The 21,522-nt window shown below is 58.4% G+C and carries 18 protein-coding genes; 3 read left to right on the forward strand and 15 right to left on the reverse strand.

What is annotated here, in order from left to right; genetic code table 11:
* The 3 genes from rpoD to rpsU all read right to left on the reverse strand — a co-directional run.
* Positions 1-1,614 (reverse strand): RNA polymerase sigma factor RpoD (gene rpoD, locus ACQKPC_RS25000; RefSeq protein WP_427627051.1); only part of this gene is annotated, 1,614 nt, incomplete at its 3' end.
* Positions 1,615-1,681: 67 nt separating this feature from the next.
* Positions 1,682-3,655: a DNA primase gene (gene dnaG / locus ACQKPC_RS25005; protein WP_427627052.1), complete on the reverse strand. Its 1,974-nt coding sequence runs from the start codon at positions 3,653-3,655 to the stop codon at positions 1,682-1,684.
* 481 nt (positions 3,656-4,136) lie between these two features.
* Complete coding sequence (gene rpsU, locus ACQKPC_RS25010) at positions 4,137-4,352, reverse strand: 30S ribosomal protein S21 (RefSeq protein WP_002551877.1); 216 nt, start codon at positions 4,350-4,352, stop codon at positions 4,137-4,139.
* Between the two features lie 199 nt (positions 4,353-4,551).
* On the opposite strand from rpsU, the gene tsaD reads away from it, so the two are divergent.
* The gene (tsaD, locus tag ACQKPC_RS25015; protein ID WP_063342354.1) at positions 4,552-5,577 is read left to right on the forward strand and encodes a tRNA (adenosine(37)-N6)-threonylcarbamoyltransferase complex transferase subunit TsaD; all 1,026 of its coding nucleotides are present in this window, start codon (positions 4,552-4,554) and stop codon (positions 5,575-5,577) included.
* Between the two features lie 23 nt (positions 5,578-5,600).
* On the opposite strand, the gene plsY is transcribed toward tsaD, so the two are convergent.
* Entirely contained in the window at positions 5,601-6,170 is a 570-nt protein-coding gene (gene plsY / locus ACQKPC_RS25020) for a glycerol-3-phosphate 1-O-acyltransferase PlsY (RefSeq protein ID WP_427627054.1), read from the reverse strand.
* Positions 6,171-6,244: 74 nt separating this feature from the next.
* Here plsY and folB point away from each other — a divergent pair, with 74 nt between their 5' ends.
* Complete coding sequence (gene folB / locus ACQKPC_RS25025; protein WP_007904249.1) at positions 6,245-6,601, forward strand: dihydroneopterin aldolase; 357 nt, start codon at positions 6,245-6,247, stop codon at positions 6,599-6,601.
* Positions 6,592-7,110, forward strand: coding sequence for a 2-amino-4-hydroxy-6-hydroxymethyldihydropteridine diphosphokinase (gene folK, locus ACQKPC_RS25030; RefSeq protein WP_063342356.1), 519 nt, complete (start codon positions 6,592-6,594; stop codon positions 7,108-7,110). Before folB ends, folK begins: the two co-directional genes overlap by 10 nt.
* A 105-nt stretch (positions 7,111-7,215) precedes the next feature.
* Here the strand turns inward: folK and ACQKPC_RS25035 are convergent, their stop codons facing one another.
* The 11 genes from ACQKPC_RS25035 to ACQKPC_RS25085 all read right to left on the reverse strand — a co-directional run bounded on the left by ACQKPC_RS25035 (position 7,216) and on the right by ACQKPC_RS25085 (position 21,401).
* On the reverse strand, positions 7,216-8,445 hold the full coding sequence (locus tag ACQKPC_RS25035) for a multifunctional CCA addition/repair protein (protein ID WP_427627057.1): 1,230 nt from the start codon (positions 8,443-8,445) through the stop codon (positions 7,216-7,218).
* Positions 8,446-8,509: 64 nt separating this feature from the next.
* The gene (locus ACQKPC_RS25040) at positions 8,510-10,072 is read right to left on the reverse strand and encodes a SpoVR family protein (protein ID WP_007904256.1); all 1,563 of its coding nucleotides are present in this window, start codon (positions 10,070-10,072) and stop codon (positions 8,510-8,512) included.
* A complete protein-coding gene (locus tag ACQKPC_RS25045; RefSeq protein ID WP_007904257.1) occupies positions 10,069-11,340 on the reverse strand; it encodes a YeaH/YhbH family protein in 1,272 nt (423 codons plus the stop codon). The genes ACQKPC_RS25040 and ACQKPC_RS25045 overlap by 4 nt, the downstream gene beginning before the upstream one ends.
* A gap of 201 nt (positions 11,341-11,541) precedes the next feature.
* Entirely contained in the window at positions 11,542-13,464 is a 1,923-nt protein-coding gene (locus ACQKPC_RS25050) for a PrkA family serine protein kinase (RefSeq protein WP_007904259.1), read from the reverse strand.
* A 297-nt stretch (positions 13,465-13,761) separates the two neighbouring features.
* Complete coding sequence (gene glpE / locus ACQKPC_RS25055) at positions 13,762-14,091, reverse strand: thiosulfate sulfurtransferase GlpE (RefSeq protein WP_007904261.1); 330 nt, start codon at positions 14,089-14,091, stop codon at positions 13,762-13,764.
* A 33-nt stretch (positions 14,092-14,124) separates the two neighbouring features.
* On the reverse strand, positions 14,125-15,006 hold the full coding sequence (locus ACQKPC_RS25060) for a symmetrical bis(5'-nucleosyl)-tetraphosphatase (protein WP_427627060.1): 882 nt from the start codon (positions 15,004-15,006) through the stop codon (positions 14,125-14,127).
* Positions 15,006-15,386 (reverse strand): Co2+/Mg2+ efflux protein ApaG, encoded by a 381-nt coding sequence (apaG, locus tag ACQKPC_RS25065; protein WP_427627062.1) that lies wholly within the window; start codon positions 15,384-15,386, stop codon positions 15,006-15,008. Before apaG ends, ACQKPC_RS25060 begins: the two co-directional genes overlap by 1 nt.
* 115 nt (positions 15,387-15,501) lie before the next feature.
* On the reverse strand, positions 15,502-16,320 hold the full coding sequence (gene rsmA, locus ACQKPC_RS25070; RefSeq protein ID WP_427627064.1) for a 16S rRNA (adenine(1518)-N(6)/adenine(1519)-N(6))-dimethyltransferase RsmA: 819 nt from the start codon (positions 16,318-16,320) through the stop codon (positions 15,502-15,504).
* A complete protein-coding gene (gene pdxA / locus ACQKPC_RS25075; protein WP_192344789.1) occupies positions 16,317-17,306 on the reverse strand; it encodes a 4-hydroxythreonine-4-phosphate dehydrogenase PdxA in 990 nt (329 codons plus the stop codon). Before pdxA ends, rsmA begins: the two co-directional genes overlap by 4 nt.
* On the reverse strand, positions 17,303-18,619 hold the full coding sequence (gene surA / locus ACQKPC_RS25080; RefSeq protein ID WP_427627066.1) for a peptidylprolyl isomerase SurA: 1,317 nt from the start codon (positions 18,617-18,619) through the stop codon (positions 17,303-17,305). The genes pdxA and surA overlap by 4 nt, the downstream gene beginning before the upstream one ends.
* The gene (locus ACQKPC_RS25085) at positions 18,600-21,401 is read right to left on the reverse strand and encodes an LPS-assembly protein LptD (protein ID WP_427627068.1); all 2,802 of its coding nucleotides are present in this window, start codon (positions 21,399-21,401) and stop codon (positions 18,600-18,602) included. The genes surA and ACQKPC_RS25085 overlap by 20 nt, the downstream gene beginning before the upstream one ends.
* Positions 21,402-21,522 lie beyond the last annotated feature (121 nt).

A 21,522-nucleotide genomic window follows, 5' to 3' on the forward strand; every position in this document is an offset into this window, starting at 1 on the left:
AAAACAATACGCGTGATGCTGATCGATTGTCGTCCCCTCGTTCTCATGGGTCTTCAAGACTTGATCAATGCCAGGAAGCCTCAGATGGAAGTGAGACGGCTCTTTAGCGATCTTCAATACCTTGCGGATCTTGTCCTCAGGCATTTCCATGCGTTCGCCCAGCTCTTCCGGGGTCGGTTCGCGACCCATTTCCTGCAGCATCTGCCGGGAAATACGGTTGAGCTTGTTGATCGTCTCGATCATGTGCACCGGAATACGGATGGTGCGGGCCTGGTCGGCGATCGAGCGAGTGATCGCCTGACGGATCCACCAGGTGGCATAAGTCGAGAATTTGTAGCCGCGGCGGTATTCGAACTTGTCTACCGCTTTCATCAGACCGATGTTGCCTTCCTGGATCAGATCGAGGAATTGCAGGCCACGGTTGGTGTACTTCTTGGCGATGGAGATCACCAGACGCAAGTTCGCTTCGACCATCTCTTTCTTCGCGCGGCGGGCCTTGGCCTCACCGATCGACATGCGACGGTTGATGTCCTTGATCTCGGCGATCGTCAAACCGGTTTCGGTTTCCAGCGCGGTCAGCTTCTGCTGGCAACGAATGATGTCCGGTTGCAGGCGACCAATGGCTTCTGCGTATTTGCTTTTGCCTTTGGCCAGTGCATCGGTCCAGCTTTCGTCGACTTCATTGCCCGGGAACTGGCGCAGGAAGTCGGCACGCGGCATACGGGCATCACGAACGCACAGTTGCATGATCGCGCGCTCTTGCTGACGCAGACGATCCAGGGCGCTGCGAACACGCTCAACCAGGCCTTCGAATTGCTTCGGCACCAGTTTGATTGGCATGAACAGCTCAGCCAGGACTACCAGCTCGGCAATTGCCAGCTTGTTGCCACGACCGTGCTTTTTCAGGGCCTTGCGGGTGATTTCCATCTGATCGGCGACAGCGCCAAAGCGCTGTGCGGCGATGACCGGATCCGGACCGCTTTCGGCTTCTTCTTCGTCATCGCTCGCTTCGGCGTCATCGTCGTCGGTGTCGTCGTCCGCTTTCACGGCTTTCGGGTCGACAGGCGGTGGCACTTCGGCTGCAGGCGGCGCAATGCCGTCGTCCGGGTCGATATAACCGCTCAGGACGTCGGACAGGCGGCCACCTTCGGTGGTGACGCGAGTGTACTCGGAGAGAATATGGTCAACCGTGCCAGGGAAGTGCGCGATTGCGCCCATCACTTCGCGGATGCCCTCTTCAATACGCTTGGCGATTTCGATTTCGCCTTCACGTGTGAGGAGCTCTACCGTACCCATTTCACGCATGTACATGCGCACTGGGTCGGTGGTGCGACCAATGTCGGTCTCGACCGCTGCCAACGCTGCTGCTGCCTCTTCGGCCGCGGCTTCGTCGGTATCGGCGTCGGCCAGCATAAGGGAATCCTTATCTGGCGCAACCTCGAATACGTTGATCCCCATGTCATTAATCATGCGGATGATGTCTTCCACCTGTTCCGGATCTGAAATATCCTCCGGCAGGTGGTCGTTGACCTCCGCGTAAGTCAGGTAGCCCTGCTCACGACCAAGTGTGATCAACTCTTTGATACGAGACTGCTGTTGCGCTTTTCCGGACATAACACCCTATCCACTGAAGGTCTTGGCGGGCAAAAAACAAGCCGAGGATTATACCTGAGCTATGACCTCACGCGCCAGTTGAGGTCGGGCTTGATGCGGAAACATTGCGACTTAAAAGGTCGCGCAGTTGATTTTTCTCTTCGGCACTCAATTCACTTTGACGTGCTTTTCGAAGAAGTTGTTCCAGGTTTCGCTCGCGTTGGCGGGCTGACAAGCTAGTAATGGTGTCGAAAAACTGTTGTTCAAGGTTATCTCCATCAATCAGCCATTCCTTTTCTGCCAGCGCTTTGAGCAGTCGGCCTTGTTCGGTGCCGTGCCAGCGCGCAATCAGTTGAAATGAGTTTAGCTTGGGATTCTTCTGTACGGCTTCGAGCAGGGCGACCAGCAGTTGCGTGTTGGTATGGTCCTCGGCAGCGAAGTGCCCGGCATCCTCGACTTTCTCAGCCAGTTGCGGATGATGCAGCAGCGTGCGCAAGGCGGCCAGGGTAGGCGGCTCTACAGCGGCCGGAATCCGTGGCGCGCGCGGTTGATCGCGATCACCGCCGCGTTTGCCATTCTTGTCCCACGGCTTCTTGTCCCATTTTTTGCCGCCTGCGCCAGGCTTCTTCGGCGTCCACTCCTGCTGCGGCGCGTACATCTCTTGTGCCTGCGGCTGATGGTAGTCGCTGTAATCCGGCATGGCGTCGTAATCGATGCCTGGATCGTAAGCGGGTGGCGCTTCCTGAGGCTGAGGCGTGCTTTGCACCAGTTGGCTCACGGCTTCACCACTAAGCCCGGTAATTTCGCTCAGGCGCTGGCGCATCAAGATGCGCAGGTTGGCGCCCGGGACTTTGTCGATCAGCGGCGAGGCGAGGGTGGCCATATGGGCCTTGCCTTCGAGGGAGCGCGGGTCCGATTCCTCGGTCAGCTGTTGAAAAAAGTAATCGGCCAACGGCTGGGCGTGCTGATTGATCCGTGCGCGGAAGGCGTCAGTGCCCTCGGAGCGAACCAGGGTATCCGGATCTTCGCCTTCAGGCAGGAACAGAAAGCGCGCCCGACGTCCGTCTTGCAGGCATGGCAGGGTTGCCTCCAGTGCCCGCCAGGCGGCATTTCGGCCCGCCTGGTCGCCATCAAAGCAGAACAGCACGCTGGGCACGACGCGAAACAGGCGCTTCATGTGTTCTTCGCTGGTGGCGGTGCCCAGTGTTGCGACGGCATTGCGCAGGCCTTGCTGGGCGAGGGCGATGACGTCCATGTAGCCTTCGACGACGATGATTTCGTCGAGGTTGCGATTGTTCTTGCGTGCTTCATAAAGGCCGTAGAGTTCCTGGCCCTTATGGAAAACCGGAGTTTCAGGTGAATTCAGGTATTTCGGCTTGTCGTCGCCCAGTACCCGGCCGCCAAAGGCAATGATGCGCCCGCGACTGTCGCGGATCGGGAACATCACGCGATCGCGGAAGCGGTCATAGCGCTTGCCGGTTTCGGCGTTCTCGATCAACAGGCCGGCATCGATCATGGCTTTTTGCTGCAGGGTATCGCTGCTCAAGTGCTTGTACAGATTGTCCCAGCCAGGCGGGGCAAAACCGAGACCGAAGTCCCGGGCGATTTCACCCGTTAGTCCACGACCCTTCAAATAATCCACGGCGGCTTTGCGCGACGGATGGCTTTTCAGGGCTTGACGATAAAAGTCGGCGGCGGCGGTGAGTAGCGGATACAGCGGCGAATCAGTAGGCTGGCGCGGTTTGTGCGCCCGACCGCTTTCTTCGCGGGGAATTTCCATGCCGGCGGCTTTGGCCAGTTCTTCGACAGCCTGGACGAAATCCAGATTGTCGTGGTCCATCATGAAGCCGAGGGCGTTACCGCCAGCGCCGCAGCCGAAACAGTAATAGAACTGTTTGTCGGGGCTGACGCTGAAGGAGGGGGTTTTCTCTTTGTGAAACGGGCAGCAGGCAGTGTAGTTCTTGCCGGCTTTTTTCATTTGCAGGCGCGAGCTGACCACGTCGACGATGTCGGTGCGGTTCAGAAGGTCGTCAATGAAGCTCTGGGGAATTAGCCCGGCCATGGCGTTCTCGTCATCTGCGCTGAAATGGACCCAAAACGAAGGGCGGCCAAACGCGGGTCGTTGTTCGAGGCACGCAGGGTGTGCGGCTCGACCTGTGTCGTCTGCGTATCGCTGTCGGGAAGTGTATCTGCCGAAAATCCACTGACGTTAATACCAATCAGTATTCGACTATTTGAAAGTGTTTCGCTGAATCCGGCGACGGCCAGTCGTTGGCCTCGGATAGCTCATAAGCGGGCACGCAAGAAGGTGCCTTGGGCTGATCGTCGTGAGAGGAATCAGTGGGTGTGCTCGTCAGTAGCCTTGGAAGGCTCGTCAGAAAAGACGTGCACCGCTGGCAAAAGAGCCAGGTCTGACGCTGTGAAGCAGATTTGTCTCGGTCGCGTCTGCGGCTTTGACGGTGAAGCATCAAGCGTTGTCCGCAAATGCCATTAGCCCGGCTTGGGGCCGGGCTTGGCAGAAGCTTGCTACGATCGTCTGTGTATTAGTACAGACGAACGGCGCGGCGCTGTTCGCGCTGAACTTTCTTGGCGTGACGCTTAACAGCGGCTGCTGCTTTACGCTTACGCTCAGAAGTTGGCTTCTCGTAAAATTCGCGGCTACGAACTTCAGCCAGTACACCGGCTTTTTCGCAGGAGCGCTTGAAACGACGCAGAGCTACGTCGAAGGGTTCGTTCTCTTTTACTTTGACGGCTGGCATCCAGAGCTACCTTCATTCATTACCGGGGTCAACATCCTCGCGGCAAAAGAGCACTTGAAGACGTCGGTTTTTAAGGGTTGCGGATGTTAACCCCTCATCGCTCGGAATGCAAAGCCTCTGATCGAAAACCGCTGGTCGGGGCATCACGCGACGACTATTATGCGCGCCTTCGAATTCAGCCTCTACAAGGCGCAAACCCATGCTAGTACTGGGATTAGAAACCTCTTGCGACGAAACCGGTGTCGCACTTTACGACAGTGAACGCGGGTTGTTGGCCGACGCGCTGTTCAGTCAGATCGATCTGCATCGTGCCTATGGTGGCGTGGTGCCGGAGCTGGCGTCGCGTGATCACGTCAAACGCATGCTGCCCTTGATTCGTCAGGTTCTGGCCGAGGCCGGCTGTGTGCCGACCGAGATCGACGCCATCGCTTATACCGCGGGTCCTGGCCTGGTCGGAGCCTTGCTGGTGGGGGCTTCCTGCGCCCAGGCGCTGGCCTTTGCCTGGGGCATTCCGGCCTTGGGCGTGCATCACATGGAAGGTCACTTGCTGGCGCCGATGCTGGAGCCGCAACCACCGGAGTTCCCGTTCGTCGCTTTGTTGGTGTCGGGTGGTCATACGCAGCTGGTTCAGGTCGATGGGATCGGCCAATACACGCTCTTGGGCGAGACCCTCGACGATGCTGCCGGCGAAGCGTTCGACAAGACCGCGAAGATGATGGGCCTGAATTATCCGGGCGGCCCGGAGATCGCGCGTCTGGCGGAGCAGGGCGTTGCAGGACGTTTCACTTTTCCGCGTCCGATGTGTGATCGTCCAGGCTTGGCTTTCAGCTTCAGCGGCCTGAAAACCTTCGCCCTGAACACCTGGCAGCAGAGCGTCAGCGCCGGGGACGACAGCGAGCAAGCCCGTTGCGACATCTCGCTGGCGTTCCAGCAGGCCGTGGTGGAGACTTTGACCATCAAGTGCAAGCGTGCCCTGAAACAGGCGGGTCTCAAGCGTCTGGTGATCGCAGGGGGCGTCAGCGCCAACAAAGCACTGCGGGTTTCACTGGAAAAAATGCTCGGCGACATGAAGGGCGATGTGTTTTATGCCCGTCCGGAGTTCTGCACCGATAATGGCGCGATGATTGCGTTTGCCGGTTGCCAGCGCTTGCAGGCCGGCCAGCATGAAAGCCTGGCGATCAGCGTGCAGGCGCGCTGGCCGATGGAGCAATTGTCGGCGCTGTGATGAGCGGCGCTCACGTGCGGTATTTAAAAATGCCGTTCGCGCCCGGCAAACAGGTCGCGTAGATTGCCGCGATGACGCCAGACGATCAGGCCTGTGAGCGCGCTCATGGGCAGTAATGCCGCTGGTTCTTGCCAGGCGAGCAGTGGCAGGGTCAATGGTGTGGCAATCAGGGCTGCGAGTGAGCTGGTGCGGGTCAGGTAGAACGTCAGCAGCCAGGCGCAGACCGCCAGCAGCGCGGCGGGCGGGTAGAGCCCTAGCAGCATGCCAGCCGCGGTGGCGACACCCTTGCCACCGCGAAAGCGGAAGTACAGCGGAAACAGGTGACCGATAACGGCGCAGACGCCGATCCAGGCCTGTTCTTGTAGTGAAAGGCCCACTGCACCTGCGATCAATACGGGCAGCAGACCTTTGTTCAGGTCGCCGAGCAAGGTCAGAATGGCGAGTTTTTTGCCGGCCAGACGCAACATATTGGTGGCGCCGGCATTGCCCGAGCCACTCATTCGCGGATCGGGGTTACCGGTCAGGCGGCTGAGCAAAATGGCGAAGGACAGAGAGCCGAGCAGGTAGGCGAGAATCGCCAGTAACCAAAACATGCTAACTATTCCGGGCGAGGACGCCCTGATTCTAACGGCGCATTGCGCCCTTGTCGTGCAGTGGAGAGAAGTGCTTGGACAGAGTGTTTATCGAGGGCCTGGAAGTCGACACCGTCATCGGTGCCTACGACTGGGAACGAGGCATCCGACAGTGTCTTCGACTTGATCTGAGCTTCGCCTGGGACAATCGTCCGGCCGCCGCCGGTGATGATCTGACCCTGGCGCTCGACTACGCGAGCGTTTCGTCGCGCATTCAGGCGTTTGCCGAGCAGGCGCAGTTTCAGCTGGTCGAGACCTTTGCCGAGCGTCTGGCGCAAGTGCTGATGAGCGAATTCAAGATCACCTGGATGCGCCTCAAGCTGACCAAGCCAGGTGCCATTCCGGCTGCCACGGGTGGTGTTGGCGTGGAGATCGAGCGCGGATGTCGCTGACTCAGGTGTATCTCGGGCTCGGTAGCAACATCGAGCGCGAAGCCCATTTGCAGGCAGGCCTGGACGCCCTGGCGGGTTTCCTGGTGGATATGCGCTGCTCGGCGGTATTCGAAAGCCAGCCGGTGGGGATCAAGAGCGGGCCGTTTTTCAACTTTGTGGTCTCGGCCTTCACCGATCTGCCGCTGATGGAGCTGGATCGACGGTTGAAATTCATCGAGGCGGATAACGGCCGTTACGCGCCGGACCGCAAGGGCTTGCCGCTGGATATCGACGTGCTGCTCTTCGGCGATCTGGTGGGCAATTTCGATGGCTTGATCTTGCCGCGGGCAGAGATTCTGAAAAATGCCTTCGTGCTGTGGCCGTTGTCGCTGATTGCGCCGGATAGAGTGCATCCGGGCGTAGGCAAGAGCTTTGCAACCCTGTGGGATGAGGCGCAGATCGATCAGGTGTTAGCACCGGTGGCTTTTGAGTGGCGCGGCGAGCAGCTGACTCCTTTGAATTTGTTGTAAGGTGGATGACGCCATCGCGGGCAAGCCCGCTCCCACAAGTTAGCGTCGTTTACATAATCGACAAACGACTCGCACCTGTGGGAGCGGGCTTGCCCGCGATGCTTTTCAAGCAGGCGCCGCCGCTTTGTAAGCCTTCAACGTCTTGAGCCGCTCGCCCTTGATCGCCTCGCCCAATTCCGGTCCCTTGAATCCCTTCTCCAGCAACGGCTGAACGGCAACACTTCGCGCTGCAGTTGCCGCGCCCCGTAAATAATCCGCCTGTGGATAACTTCTCTGCTCCAGGCCTTTACGCCCTCGAGCGTCCATCTCGCACGCCGCGATAAATTCTTCAAAGCGCTGAGGTCGACGATAGACGTCGAAACTCTGCAGCAACTCCAGCAAGGTCGACGGTTTCAGCTCCAGAGCACGATGGCCATGGGTGTGATACTTGCCCACTAGCAGTGCCAGCTCCTGACAGTCTTTCGGTGCCTTGAAGCGCTCATTGACCGCTTTGATCAGCTTCAGGCCTTTGTGCTCGTGGGCTATGTGGCGGGGCCATTCTTCCTCGGGCGTCAAACCTTTGCCCAAGTCATGCAGCAAGCAGGCCCAGCGTACGGTCAGCGGTTGTTTGTGCAGCGCCGCTTGCTCCAGCACGCTCAGGGTATGCACGCCCGTATCGATTTCCGGGTGATGGGCTTCGGGTTGCGGTACACCGAACAGCGCGTCGACTTCCGGCATCAGTACCTTGAGCGCGCCGCACTCGCGCAACACCTCGATGAAGACTTGGGGTTGGTCTTCCATCAGCGCGCGGGCGATTTCTTTCCAACTGCGTTCGGGCGTCAACGCCTCCAATTCACCGGATTCGCTGAGTTGACGCATCAGCTCCAATGTCTCGGGGGCGACGGTGAAACCCAGTTCCGCATAACGCGCGGCAAAGCGAGCAACGCGTAGAACTCGGAGAGGATCTTCGGCGAACGCGGGGGAAACGTGACGCAGCAAGCGAGCCACGAGGTCCTGTTGACCGTGGTAAGGGTCGGTCAGGTTCTGTTGATCGTCCTCGGCCATGGCGTTGATCGTCAGGTCGCGACGAATCAGATCTTCTTCGAGGGTGACGTCGGGGCTGGCGTGGAAGATGAAGCCGCCGTAGCCGCGTCCATTTTTGCGTTCGGTGCGGGCGAGGGCGTATTCCTCACCGCTTTTGGGGTGAAGAAACACCGGGAAGTCCGCGCCCACCGGACGAAAGCCCTTGGCGAGCATTTCTTCGGTGGTGGCGCCTACAACGACCCAGTCGATATCGGTGACAGGTTTGCCCAGCAGGCGATCGCGGACCGCACCGCCGACTTTATAAATCTGCATAAAAAACCTCCGTTAGCCCGACAGAATAACCTTTGCGTCGAACTTCCGGAGGCAGAAAACAGGATCAAAGATGAATGACTGCCAAGTCCAGCCGGCCGTAATCCCCCTCGCCATGCTCGCTTCTGGGCGGAACATGGTGGGTTTTCATCACCTGATCCCCTTGCAGGGTTTCCAGGTGGATGTCGAAGCCCCAGAGGCGGTGCAGGTGCTTGAGCACTTCATCAGTGGAATCGCCCAGCGGTTTGCGGTCGTGTTGTTGGTGGCGCAAGGTCAGGGAGCGGTCGCCACGTCGGTCGATGCTGTAGATCTGTATGTTGGGTTCGCGATTGCCCAGGTTGTATTGCGCCGCCAGGGTTTCACGAATGGTTCGATAGCCGTCTTCGTCGTGTATCGCCGGAACCAGCAGATCGTCCTTCTGATCGTCATCGAGGATGCTGAACAGCTTGAGGTCACGGATCACTTTGGGTGACAGGTACTGCAGGATGAAACTCTCGTCCTTGAAGCTGCTCATGGCAAATTTGATACTGGACAACCAGTCGGTTCCGGCGATTTCCGGAAACCAGCGATAGTCCTCTTCGGTGGGGTGTTCGCATATCCGGCGGATATCACGATACATGGCAAAACCCAGGGTGTAGGGGTTGATTCCGCTGTAATAGGGGCTGTCGAAACCGGGCTGGAAGACCACGCTGGTATGGGAGGTCAGAAACTCCATCATGAAGCCATCGGTGACGAGGCCTTCGTCATACAAGTCGTTCATCAAGGTGTAGTGCCAGAACGTGGCCCAGCCTTCGTTCATCACCTGGGTCTGGCGCTGTGGATAAAAATACTGGGCGATCTTGCGTACGATCCGCACGATTTCGCGTTGCCAGGGCTCCAGCAACGGCGCATGTTTTTCGATGAAATACAGGATGTTTTCCTGAGGTTCGGCGGGGAAGCGTGCATTGTCCTTGTCGCTGTACTTGTCCGCGCCTTTTGGAATGGTCCGCCACAAATCGTTGATCTGCTTCTGCAGATGCTCTTCCCGATCCTTCTGCCGACGGCGTTCTTCTTCGGCGGAAATCGGATACGGGCGTTTGTACCGGTCGACCCCGTAATTCATCAGCGCATGGCAGGAGTCGAGCAAATCCTCTACCGCGTCGATGCCGTGGCGTTCTTCGCACTGCATGATGTACTGCTTGGCAAACACCAGGTAATCGATGATCGAGCTGGCGTCGGTCCAGGTGCGGAACAGGTAGTTGCCTTTGAAGAAACTGTTATGGCCATAGCAGGCGTGAGCCACCACCAGCGCCTGCATGCAGATGGTATTTTCTTCCATCAGATAGGCGATGCAGGGGTCCGAGTTGATCACAATCTCGTAGGCCAGCCCCATCTGGCCGCGACTGTAGGATTTTTCGGTGCTGAGGAAGTGTTTCCCATAGGACCAATGGTGATAACCCAAGGGCATGCCGACAGAGGCATAAGCGTCCATCATCTGCTCGGCGGTGATCACTTCGATCTGGTTGGGATACGTATCCAGCGCGTAGCGGGCCGCGAGACGACTGATTTCGCGGTCGTAGGCCTGGATCAGCTCGAATGTCCATTCGGAGCCGGTGGAAATGGGTTGGCGCTTCTGCTCTTTGGCGGTCATGTCACTAACCTGCGCTGGAAGAGTTCACGAAAGACCGGATAGATATCCCCGGCCGAGACCAGTTGCTGCTGGGCAAAAGTGTCAGAGAAGGCTTCGGCGATGCGTTCGTACTCGAACCACAAGGCCTGGTGTTCGCGCGGGGTAATCTCAACATAAGTGTAGTACTGCACGAACGGCATGATCTGATTGATCAGGATGTCGCGGCAGATCGGCGAATCGTCGTTCCAGTTGTCGCCGTCGGACGCCTGAGCGGCATAGATATTCCATTCGTTGCTCGGATAACGCTCGGCCATGATCTCTTGCATCAATTTCAGGGCGCTGGAGACGATCGTGCCGCCGGTTTCCCGGGAATAGAAAAACTCCTCCTCATCCACTTCACGGGCGCTGGTGTGGTGGCGAATGAACACGACGTCGATTTTGTCGTAGTTGCGCTTGAGAAACAGGTACAGCAGGATGAAGAAGCGTTTGGCGATGTCCTTGGTCGCCTGGGTCATGGAGCCGGACACGTCCATCAAGCAGAACATTACGGCTTTGGAGCTGGGGTTCGGCTGTTTGATCAGCAGGTTGTACTTGAGGTCGAAGGTGTCGAGAAACGGCACTCGGTGAATGCGCGCGCTGAGCTTCTCGATTTCTGCTTCGAGCTCCTGGATATCGCCGAAGTTGTCCGGTTCTTCCCGTTTAAGTCGCAGCAGTTCCTCTTTGACTTCGCGCAATTTCGCCCGGCTGCTGCCGGACAAGGCAATGCGTCGGGCATGGGCCGAACGCAGCGTGCGGATAATGTTGATCCGTGACGGGTTGCCCTCGTTGCTGATACCGGCGCGTACGGTCTTGAAGGTGTCGGTGCCGGTCAGGTGGCGTTTTACCAGGTTAGGCAGTTCAAGGTCCTCGAACATGAATTCGAGGAATTCCTCCTGGGTAATCTGGAAGACGAACTCGTCCATCCCTTCACCCGTGTTACCGGCCTTGCCAGGGCCTCTGCCGCCGCCACCTCCTGGCGGGCGGGCAATGTGCTCGCCGCTGGTGAATTCCTTGTTGCCGGGATGCACGATGGTTTGCTTGCCGCCACGACCGTGGTGAAGCACCGGCTCGTCGATGTCGCGGCCGGGAATGCTGATCTGCTCGCCGTGTTCCATATCGGTAATGGAGCGTCGGCTGACCGCCTCTTCGACGGCCTTTTTGATGTGATCACGGTAGCGCCGCAGAAACCGCTGGCGGTTCACCGTGCTCTTGTTCTTGCCATTGAGACGTCGGTCGATCACATAGCTCATGACTGCTCCTTAGAAGCTGTCCTGAAAGGGGCGCGCGTTAACGCAGCATAAGGCCAGTGCCGGAGGGTGTACACGCTCCCCCAAGCGCTTTGATGCTGCCTGAACCTCGCTACCGCATTTCGGACACCTCCAGAGGCCTGTGTAACAGAAAAAGCGTAAACAGGCCTCGGGCTAACGACAACCGGTCTGACCGGCAGCGGGTTACTGTGATTTTCTGACCCGCAAGTACCACTCGGACAGCAGTCGTACCTGTTTGTCGGTGTAGCCCCGCTCGACCATCCGTGTGACGAAGTCGTTGTGCTTCTGCTGGTCCTCTTTGCTGGCCTTGGCGTTGAAGCTGATGACCGGCAGCAAATCCTCGGTGTTGGAGAACATTTTCTTCTCGATGACCACCCGCAGTTTTTCGTAGCTGAGCCAGGTTGGGTTCTTGCCGTTGTTGTTGGCTCGGGCGCGCAGTACGAAGTTGACGATTTCGTTGCGGAAATCCTTCGGATTGCTGATGCCGGCCGGTTTTTCGATTTTCTCCAGTTCTTCGTTCAGGGCTACGCGGTTGAGGATCTCGCCGGTTTCCGGGTCGCGGTATTCCTGATCCTGAATCCAGAAGTCGGCGTACAGCACGTAGCGATCGAAGATGTTCTGACCGTACTCGCTGTAAGACTCAAGGTAGGCAGTCTGGATCTCCTTGCCGATGAATTCGATATAACGCGGCGCCAGGTACTCTTTCAGGAAGCGCAGATAGCGTTCCCGGGTCTCGGCCTGGAACTGTTCCTGTTCGATCTGCTGTTCCAGTACGTAGAGCAGATGTACCGGGTTGGCGGCGATTTCGTGCGGATCGAAGTTGAAGACCTTCGAAAGAATCTTGAAGGCGAAGCGGGTCGACAGACCGTTCATGCCTTCGTCGACACCCGCTGCGTCGCGGTATTCCTGGATCGACTTGGCCTTCGGATCGGTGTCCTTGAGATTTTCGCCGTCATACACGCGCATCTTGGAGTAGATGTTGGAGTTTTCCGGTTCCTTGAGGCGCGAGAGCACGGTGAACTGAGCGAGCATTTTCAGCGTGTCGGGCGCGCAATGGGCCTTGGCCAGCGAGCTGTTGAACAGAAGCTTGTCGTAGATCTTCACCTCGTCGCTGACGCGCAGGCAGTACGGCACTTTGACGATATAGATCCGGTCGATGAATGCTTCGTTGTTCTTGTTGTTGCGGAAGGTGTGCCATTCCGATTCGTTGGAGTGGGCCAGCAGGATCCCGGTAAACGGAATCGCCCCCAAACCTTCGGTGCTGTTGTAGTTGCCTTCCTGGGTGGCCGTCAGCAATGGGTGCAGCACCTTGATCGGTGCCTTGAACATTTCGACGAACTCCATCAAGCCCTGGTTGGCCCGGCACAGCGCCCCCGAGTAGCTATAGGCATCGGCGTCGTTCTGCGGGAACTCTTCCAGTTTGCGAATATCGACCTTGCCCACCAGTGCCGAGATGTCCTGGTTGTTTTCATCTCCCGGCTCGGTTTTCGCGACTGCGATCTGGTTGAGGATCGATGGATAGAGTTTCACCACGCGGAACTGGCTGATGTCGCCGCCGAATTCGGCCAGGCGCTTGGTGGCCCATGGCGACATGATGGTATTGAGATAGCGCCGGGGAATGCCGAAGTCTTCCTCGAGGATCGCGCCATCTTCGGTGGCGTTGAACAGACCCAGGGGCGACTCGAAAACCGGCGAGCCCTTGATTGCGTAGAAGGGCACTTTCTCGATCAGTTGTTTGAGCTTTTCGGCCAGGGACGACTTACCGCCACCGACAGGGCCCAGCAGGTAGAGGATTTGTTTCTTCTCTTCCAGACCCTGGGCCGCATGGCGGAAATACGACACGATCTGGTCGATGCATTCTTCCATCCCATGGAAGTCTTCAAAGGCCGGATAGCGGCGGATCACCTTGTTGGAAAAGATTCGCGACAGCCTCGAGTTGGTCGAGGTGTCGAGCAGCTCCGGTTCTCCGATGGCCAGCAAGAGACGCTCGGCGGCGGAAACGTAGGCGCTGCGGTCCTTTTTGCACAGCTCCAGGTACTCCTGCAGAGAGAGTTCTTCCTGGCGCGTGGACTCGAAGCGTTGTTGGAAGTGGCTAAAGATACTCATGACGTCACCTCGCTCGATACGTGGAGCCGACGCCGGATCACTCAGTCGATGCTGGCAGCAACCGAACAGGCAGTTGCTGTTTACCCCCCAGAACTCTCCCGGAGCTGACGACTCCGAAAGCTACTCCCGATGACCCGCGCGCCGGTGTACCGGCTCTCCCCTGTTTTGGATGGCCTGCGCTTAAGGATAGTTGGGAATTTGGAAGGTAAATGCAAGATGCGTAATAAGTTGTGGCAGACCGTTCGTCTGTCACCGCGCTAGCCCGCGGGGACCGGGGCTTGCGCGCGTTGAAAATAATTATTCGGAAGTGCCTTGCGCCGTTTCCGAAGGATAGGTCGTACGCCACAACTCGAAACCGCCATCCATGCTATAGACGTCGGAGAAGCCTTGGCTGACTAGATACGCAGCCGCGCCCTGGCTGGAATTGCCGTGATAGCAGACCACTACCGTCGGCGCGTCCAGGTCAGCGCCCTGAATGAAAGCATGCAGAGAATGATTGTCCAGATGCTTGGAGCCGGCAATGTGCAGCGCGGCAAACGTTGCCGGATCGCGGACATCGACCACTACCGCGCCTTGTTCGCGCAGGGCCTGGGCCTGTTCTGGGGGGATACGTTTGAATTCGCTCATGGCGGGCTCCTGTGGCTCGGCTGAAAGCGCAGTCTAGCGCGGGGCGCTGGCTGACGTTTGTTCGGGGATAGAGGTGGCGACTGGCGGCCGGGTTTTACCTCTGGCGTCGCATTTACATTGCAGGCGCTCACCGGTGTCGACGTTCATCAGGGTCATGGCGCCACCCCAGACGCAACCGGTGTCGAGCGCAAACAGACCTGGCTCGTTGCACTGGCCTTCGAGCGCCGCCCAATGGCCGAAGATGATCTTCAGGCCTTTGGTCTTGCGCTCCTTGTGGGCAAACCATGGCGCATAACCCGGCGGCGCGGTGTCGATGCCTTCCTTGCCCTTGAGATCGAGTTTGCCGTCGCTGGTGCAAAAGCGCATCCGGGTGAAATAGTTGGTGATGACTCGCAAGCGCGCTGCGCCTTTGAGGTCGTTGTCCCATTTCACCGGCTCGTTGCCGTACATACCGTCGAGGTAAGGCGCGAAGCGGTTGTCGTCGTGCAGGGCTTCTTCGACTTCGGCGGCGCACTTCAAGGCTTTGCGCAGCGACCATTGCGGCGGAATGCCCGCATGGACCAGGGCGATATCGCGCTGTTCGTCGTAATGCATGAGCTTTTGTTGCCGAACCCACTCCAGAAGCTCCGCGCAATCGGGTGCTTCAAGAATCTCGCGAAGCGTGTCGGCCTTCTTCAGGCGTTCGATGTTTTGCCCGACCGCCAGCAAGTGCAGGTCGTGGTTGCCGAGTACGCACACCAGCGACTCGCGGAGGCTATAAAGGAAGCGCAAGGTGTCCAGCGACTGTGGGCCACGGTTGATGAGGTCACCCACCAGCCACAAGCGATCCTTTGCCGGGTCGAAAGAGACTTGCTTGAGCAGGCATTGCAGCGGCTCAAGGCAACCTTGCAAATCGCCGACGGCATACGTCGCCATCAGTGCAGGGCTCCGGGTACCGCCAGACGGAATGGAGCGATGATGGCATCGAAGTGCTTACCGTCGTCGGCGACCATCTCATAAGTGCCCTGCATCGTACCGACCTTGGACGTCATGACGGTGCCGCTGCTGTAAGTATGGCTCTCGCCCACGGCGATCAACGGCTGCTGGCCGACGACGCCTGCACCACGAACCTCCTCGACATGCCCGTCACCGTCGGTGATCACCCAATGCCGTGAAAGCAGTTTGGCGGGCACCAGGCCATTGTTCTGCACGGTGATGGTGTAGGCGAAGGCAAAGCGATTTTGCTCGGGTTGCGATTGTTCTGCCAGATAGCGGGTGACGACGCTGACGTCGACCTGATAACGAGGATCGGACATGCAAAAGGCCTTAGAAACGAAGCGGGACGCGGGGCATAGCTGATAGAACTCAGTCTAGGCCAAGTATCGGGTAGTAAACCAGAGTGGCGTCCTACCCGATAGCGCTCATCGCCTTTCAGTCGGTGGCAGGCTTGTGTAGGACTTGTTCGCTGAGCTTGTCGGCCAGACGAACGAAGGCCGCCAGATCGAGCTGCTCGGGGCGTAGGCTGCCATCGACGCCGGCAGCTTCGATTTCAGCGTTGCTCAGCAACAATTTCAGCGTGTTGCGCAGGGTTTTACGGCGCTGGTTGAAGGCTTCGCGCACGACGCGCTCCAGCAGTTTGTGATCTTTGGCTGGATGCGGGAGTACCGCGTGAGGCACCAGCCGCACGATGGCCGAATCGACTTTCGGCGGCGGATTGAATGCGCCCGGGCCGACGTTGAACAGATGTTCGACCCGGCAATGGTACTGAACCATGATCGACAGGCGACCCCAGTCACCGCCACCAGGCCCCGCCGCCAGACGCTCGACCACTTCTTTTTGCAGCATGAAGTGCATGTCACGAATCAGGCTTGCGTTGTGCAGCAGATGAAAAATCAGCGGCGTAGAGATGTTGTACGGCAGGTTGCCGACCACTCGCAGGCTGTTCGGAGCGGCGTTCAGGCTGTTGAAGTCGAACTTCAGCGCGTCGCCTTGATGCAGGTGGAAATTGCTCTTGCCGGCGAACTGCTGGTTGAGGATCGGGATCAGGTCCTTGTCCAGCTCTACTACGTCCAACTGGGCGCCGCTGTCGAGCAGGCCTTTGGTCAATGCACCCTGGCCCGGGCCGATTTCCAGCAGACGGTCTTCAGGTTTGGCATGAATGGAACGCAGGATACGGTCGATAACGCCGGCATCGTGCAGGAAGTTCTGGCCGAAGCGCTTGCGCGCCCGGTGTTGGTAATGCTCGGTCATAAACGGGTCTCGGCCATCTGGTAGGCGGTTTCCAGGGCGACTTGCAGGCTGCCGGTATCAATTTTGCCGCTGCCGGCCAGATCCAGGGCGGTGCCATGGTCGACCGAAGTGCGGATGATCGGCAAGCCGAGGGTCACGTTGACTGCCGCGCCGAAACCTTTGTATTTCAGCACGGGCAGGCCCTGGTCATGGTACATCGCCAGCACCGCGTCGCAGTGCTCCAGATATTTGGGGGTAAACAGAGTGTCGGCGGGCAGGGGACCGCGAAGGTCCATGCCCTCGCCGCGCAGGCGCTCTAATGTAGGTTCGATGATGTCGATTTCTTCATGGCCCAGATGACCGCCTTCACCGGCGTGCGGGTTAAGCCCGCAAACCAGGATGCGTGGCTGGGCGATGCCGAATTTTTCTTGCAGGTCGGCGTACAGGATCCGCGTGACCCGCTCCAGGCGCTCCGGTGTGATTGCATCGGCAATCTCGCGAAGGGGCAGGTGAGTGGTGACCAATGCCACGCGCAAGCCGCGGGTGGCGAGCATCATCACCACTTGCGCGGTATGAGTCAGGTCAGCGAGAAATTCCGTGTGCCCGGAAAAAGCGATTCCGGATTCATTGATCACGCCCTTGTGCACCGGGGCGGTGATCATGCCGGCGAAATGCCCGTCCAGGCAGCCCTGGCCAGCACGCGTCAGGGTTTCCAGGACGAAAGCCGCATTGGCTTTGTCCAGTTGCCCGGCGATGACCTTGGCGTTAAGCGGCGTATCCCACACGTACAGGCTGTTGGCAGGTGCGGGAGCATCCGGCCAGCTGTCGGGCGTTACCGACAGCAGATCAACAACCACGCCCAACTGCGCGGCCCGCTCGATGAGCAGGTCGCGGCTGGTAATGGCAATCAGAGGGTGTGGCTGGGCTTGCGAGGCGAGCAGCAGGCACAGGTCAGGACCTATGCCGGCCGGTTCGCCGGGGGTCAACGCGAAACGCTTGGGTTTCACTGCGTTGCCTGGTCTGCACCAGGGAGCTTGATTTCTACATACGCTTCGTCACGGATCTGACGCAGCCAGGTTTGCAGCTCTTCATCGTATTTGCGGTTACGCAGTACGGTCATCGCTTGCTGTTCGCGGGCCTGGCTGGTGCTGTCGGTGGCGCGGCGGCCAAGGACTTCCAGAACGTGCCAGCCATATTGAGTCTGGAACGGCTTGGACAGCTGACCTTGTGGGGTCTTGGCCATCACTTCGCGGAACTCAGGCACCAGTGCATTCGGGTCGATCCAGTTCAGGTCGCCACCGTTGAGGGCGGAGCCCGGATCTTCCGAGAAGCTTTTCGCCAGCTCGCCGAAATCTTCGCCCGCTTCGATACGGGAATAGAGCGAATCAGCCAGAGCCTTGGTTTTTGCTTCGTCGCGGATCGGGCTTGGTTTGACCAGAATGTGACGCACATGCACTTCGTCACGCACCTGGGCTTCGCCGCCACGCTTGTCGAGGATCTTCAAAATGATGAAGCCGCCCGGGGTACGCATAGGCTGGGTCACGTCACCCACTGCCATGGTGCCCAGCAGGCGATCGAACGGAGGTGGCAGTTGAGCGGCTTTACGCCAGCCCATGTCGCCGCCTTCCAGTGCGGTTTCGCTGGCGGATTTGGCGATTGCCAACTGACCGAAGTCAGCGCCTTGCTTGAGTTGCTGGTAAACCGCGTCGGCTTGTTTGGCTGCATTCTGAATCGCGTCGGAGTTGGCGCTTTCCGGCGTAGGAATCAGGATGTTGGCCAGACGGAACTCTTCGGACAGCTGCATCTTGCCCAGGTCGGACGCCAGGAAGTTCTTCACTTCCTGCTCGGACACCTGGATGCGTTCAGCCACACGGCGCTGACGTACACGGCTGATGATCATTTCGCGGCGAATCTGGTCACGAGCGTCGTCATAAGACAGGCCGTCGCGAGACAAAGCGGAGCGGAATTGCTCAATAGACATGTTGTTGCGCTGGGCAATGGTGCCGACGGCCTGGTTCAGTTCTTCATCGGTAATGCGGATGCCGGAACGCTCGCCGATCTGCAGTTGCAGGTTTTCGACGATCAGACGTTCGAGCACCTGCTGATCCAGCACGCCGGCAGGCGGTACGGCAGCACCGCGTTTGGCGATGGTTTGCTGAACTTCGTGAACGCGCTGGTCCAGTTGGCTCTGCATGACCACGTCGTTGTCGACGATAGCCACCACTTTATCGATGGATTGTACCGCGGCGTTGGCCGCGGTACCCAGGAACAGCGCGCCCAGTATCAGCGGGCGCAGACAATCAGAAAGCTTGGTCTTCACGTTCACGATAACCTTGGATGCCTTTGTCGAGGAAGCTCTCTACCTTGGCGCCAGTGAGGCCGCCGAGTCCCTTCAGAACAATTTGGAGGAAGACGCCGTGGTCGCCTTTTTCGTTTTCCGGGGCGTTCTGACTGAACTCGTCATAGCTGACCCAGTAACGGTTGATCTGGCGCAATTTCCAGCAGCAGTTGTCGTATTCGAAACCACCGAAGGCTTCCAGAGTACGGTTGCGGTTGTAGTCATACTGCCAGCGGCTGATGGCGTTCCACTGCGGCACGATCGGCCAGATCACCGAGAAGTCGTGCTGCTTGATCTTGTAGTAGTCCTTCACATAGCCAGGAGTGCCCGGAGTACCGTAGTCACCACCGCCTACCGACCATTTACCGGTGTTCTGGTCATAACGGACCTGGTCATTGCGATAGCGATAACCGGCGTTGATGACCTTGTTCGGGTTGTCTTCAGGCTGGTAGTGGAACATCGCGCTGCCCGAGCGAGGGCTGCGGCTGTCCGGGTCCCAGTTGTAATCGGCGGTGGTGCGCCAATCGCGGTTCCAGCGGTATTCGTATTCCAGCGCATAAGGCGAAACACTGGATTTTGCATCATCGCGGGTTTTCGCATCGATACCTGGCAACTGTACTTCGCGGTCCTTGAAGTACAAGGCCTGGCCGACGCTGATGCGTTGACGTTCGAAGCCGTTGTCTTCAATCCAGCGGTTGGTCACGCCCAGCGACAGCTTGTTCTCGTCGCCGACACGGTCGGAGCCGGAGAAGCGGTTGTCGCGGAACAGCGAGGCGTAGTTGAAGGTGTATTCGCTGGTGTCGAACACCGGAATATCCTTCTGGTCTTCCTCAGGTACATAGAGGTAGAACAGGCGCGGTTCCAGGGTTTGACGGTAGTTTTTTCCGAACCAGGAAGTGTTGCGGTCAAAGTACAGGCCGCTGTCGATGCTGGCGATCGGTACGCCACGGTTCTGGTTGCTGCTGAACGTGCCGTTGACCCTGTCCTGCTCGGCGCTTTGCGAAGCGATGTCGCTTTTGCCCCTGCCGTCCAGATCCAGTTGATACTGCGTGTACTGGTACTTGAGCGATGGCTTGAGGAAGCCATACGTCCAGTTCAGCGGCAGACTGACACCTGGTTTGAGATTCAAACGCTCGCCGTTGGCGCGTGCCAGACCAAAGATGTTGTTATCCAGACGTGGCTCGGTGGTAATCCCGTCCTCCTGGACGAATGTTCCACTCTTCAGGTCGCGATCAAAGCGAACGATCTCGGTCTCGTAATCGAAGTTCAAACCTTCCGGATGGTATGGCAGCTGACCATTGAAGGTGATCTGCGGCAAACGATCATAAGGCGTGATGTTCGAAACAGTCGCCAGCTGATAAGCCTGGGCATTCAAACGAGCGGTGTAGCTGTCGCCACGATAGGTGACAGAACCCTGCTGGTTCACGTAATCGGAGCTCTTCACACCAATCTGGTCAGTCTGCAGATCCTGGAAGTAATACGGATCGCTGATCTTGGTGTAATCGACCTGAGTCATTACGCGCGAGTCCAGACCACCCTTGTGCTGCCAGTTGTACATGTAGCGGGTTTTATCGTAGTCGCTCTGCAGCTTGCGATCGTCGTTCTCGTCGTTGAGGTATGCGGCGCCGAACTGACCTTCGCTGGATTCGGTCAGGTAGCGGAACTCGCCTTCCATCAACAGGCCACGCTTGCTCATGTAGCGTGGGTACAACGTGGCATCGTAGTTCGGTGCCAGGTTGAAGTAATACGGGGTGACCAGCAGGAAGCCGGTATCGCTGCCGGTGCCAATGGTCGGTGGCAGGAAGCCGGACTGGCGACGGTCGTCGATCGGGAAATAGATGTACGGCGTGTACAGAACCGGAATGTCCTTGACCCGCAGCGTCACGTTGGTCGCAGTACCGAAACCGGTCGCCGGGTTCAAGGTGATGTTGTTGCCCTTGAGCTGCCAGGCGTTGCTGTCCGGTTCGCACGTGGTGTACGTACCGTCCTTGAGGCGGATGATCGCGTTCTCGGCCCGTTTGGCATATAGCGCGTTACCGCGGATACGCGATTTGTGCATCACGTATTCGGCGTTGTCGACTTTGGCTTCACCCGTGTCGAGCTGCACGTCGGCGTGGTCGCCCACGATCAGTGCGCCGTTGTCGCGAACACGCACGTTGCCGCTCAGTTCGCCACGGCTCTCGGCCTGGTACAGGTTCGCTTCGTCGGCTTCTACCTGCATGCTGCCCTGACGCATAACGACGTCACCGGCCAGAGTAGCGACCTGCTCGTCCTGCTTATAGCGAGAGGCTTTGGCACCGAGAAAGGTCGGAGCGTCACTTTTACTCGTCTTGTCATTCATGCCAGGACGAATCGGTTCGATATAGGAACCAGAGCAGTAAGGACCGGTTTCGGCCAATTGCGCTGCGGTGAGCTTCTCGCGCGGAACCCAGTCGAGGTGACTGTAGTCTTCACTACGCGACTTCAGGCCACGGCCCTTGGACTCGGTAACCAGGACAGGCTTGGCGCCGGTGTCTGCGCTGGAGCCGGTGTCTGCCGCAGCTTCGCCAGTGGCGGAAACTGCGCTGCCGTCATGGACGGGGCGTGGCGGCAATGCAGCAGCCGGTGCCTTTGGCGCACAGTCCCAGGCACCCGAAGCAGAGACTGAGCAGTCATACTGTTCCGCGGCGACCACGAACGAAGTGGCTAGAGGTTGCAGGGCCAGCAGACTGCCGGTGACCAACAACGGAAATTTTTTACGAAACGCGGGGGATTTCAATGCCATCTTATTAGTCCGGGCTTCCTGCGTGCCATCTGCCCGCGGTGTGGGCCGCACGCCTCTCGATGGTCTGAAAAAGATGCTGGATAATAAAGCATGACCCGCTTGACGGCTAGCGCCGTCGGAG

The sequence above is a fragment of the Pseudomonas sp. NPDC089918 genome (genome assembly GCF_050280605.1).
GTDB lineage: Bacteria > Pseudomonadota > Gammaproteobacteria > Pseudomonadales > Pseudomonadaceae > Aquipseudomonas.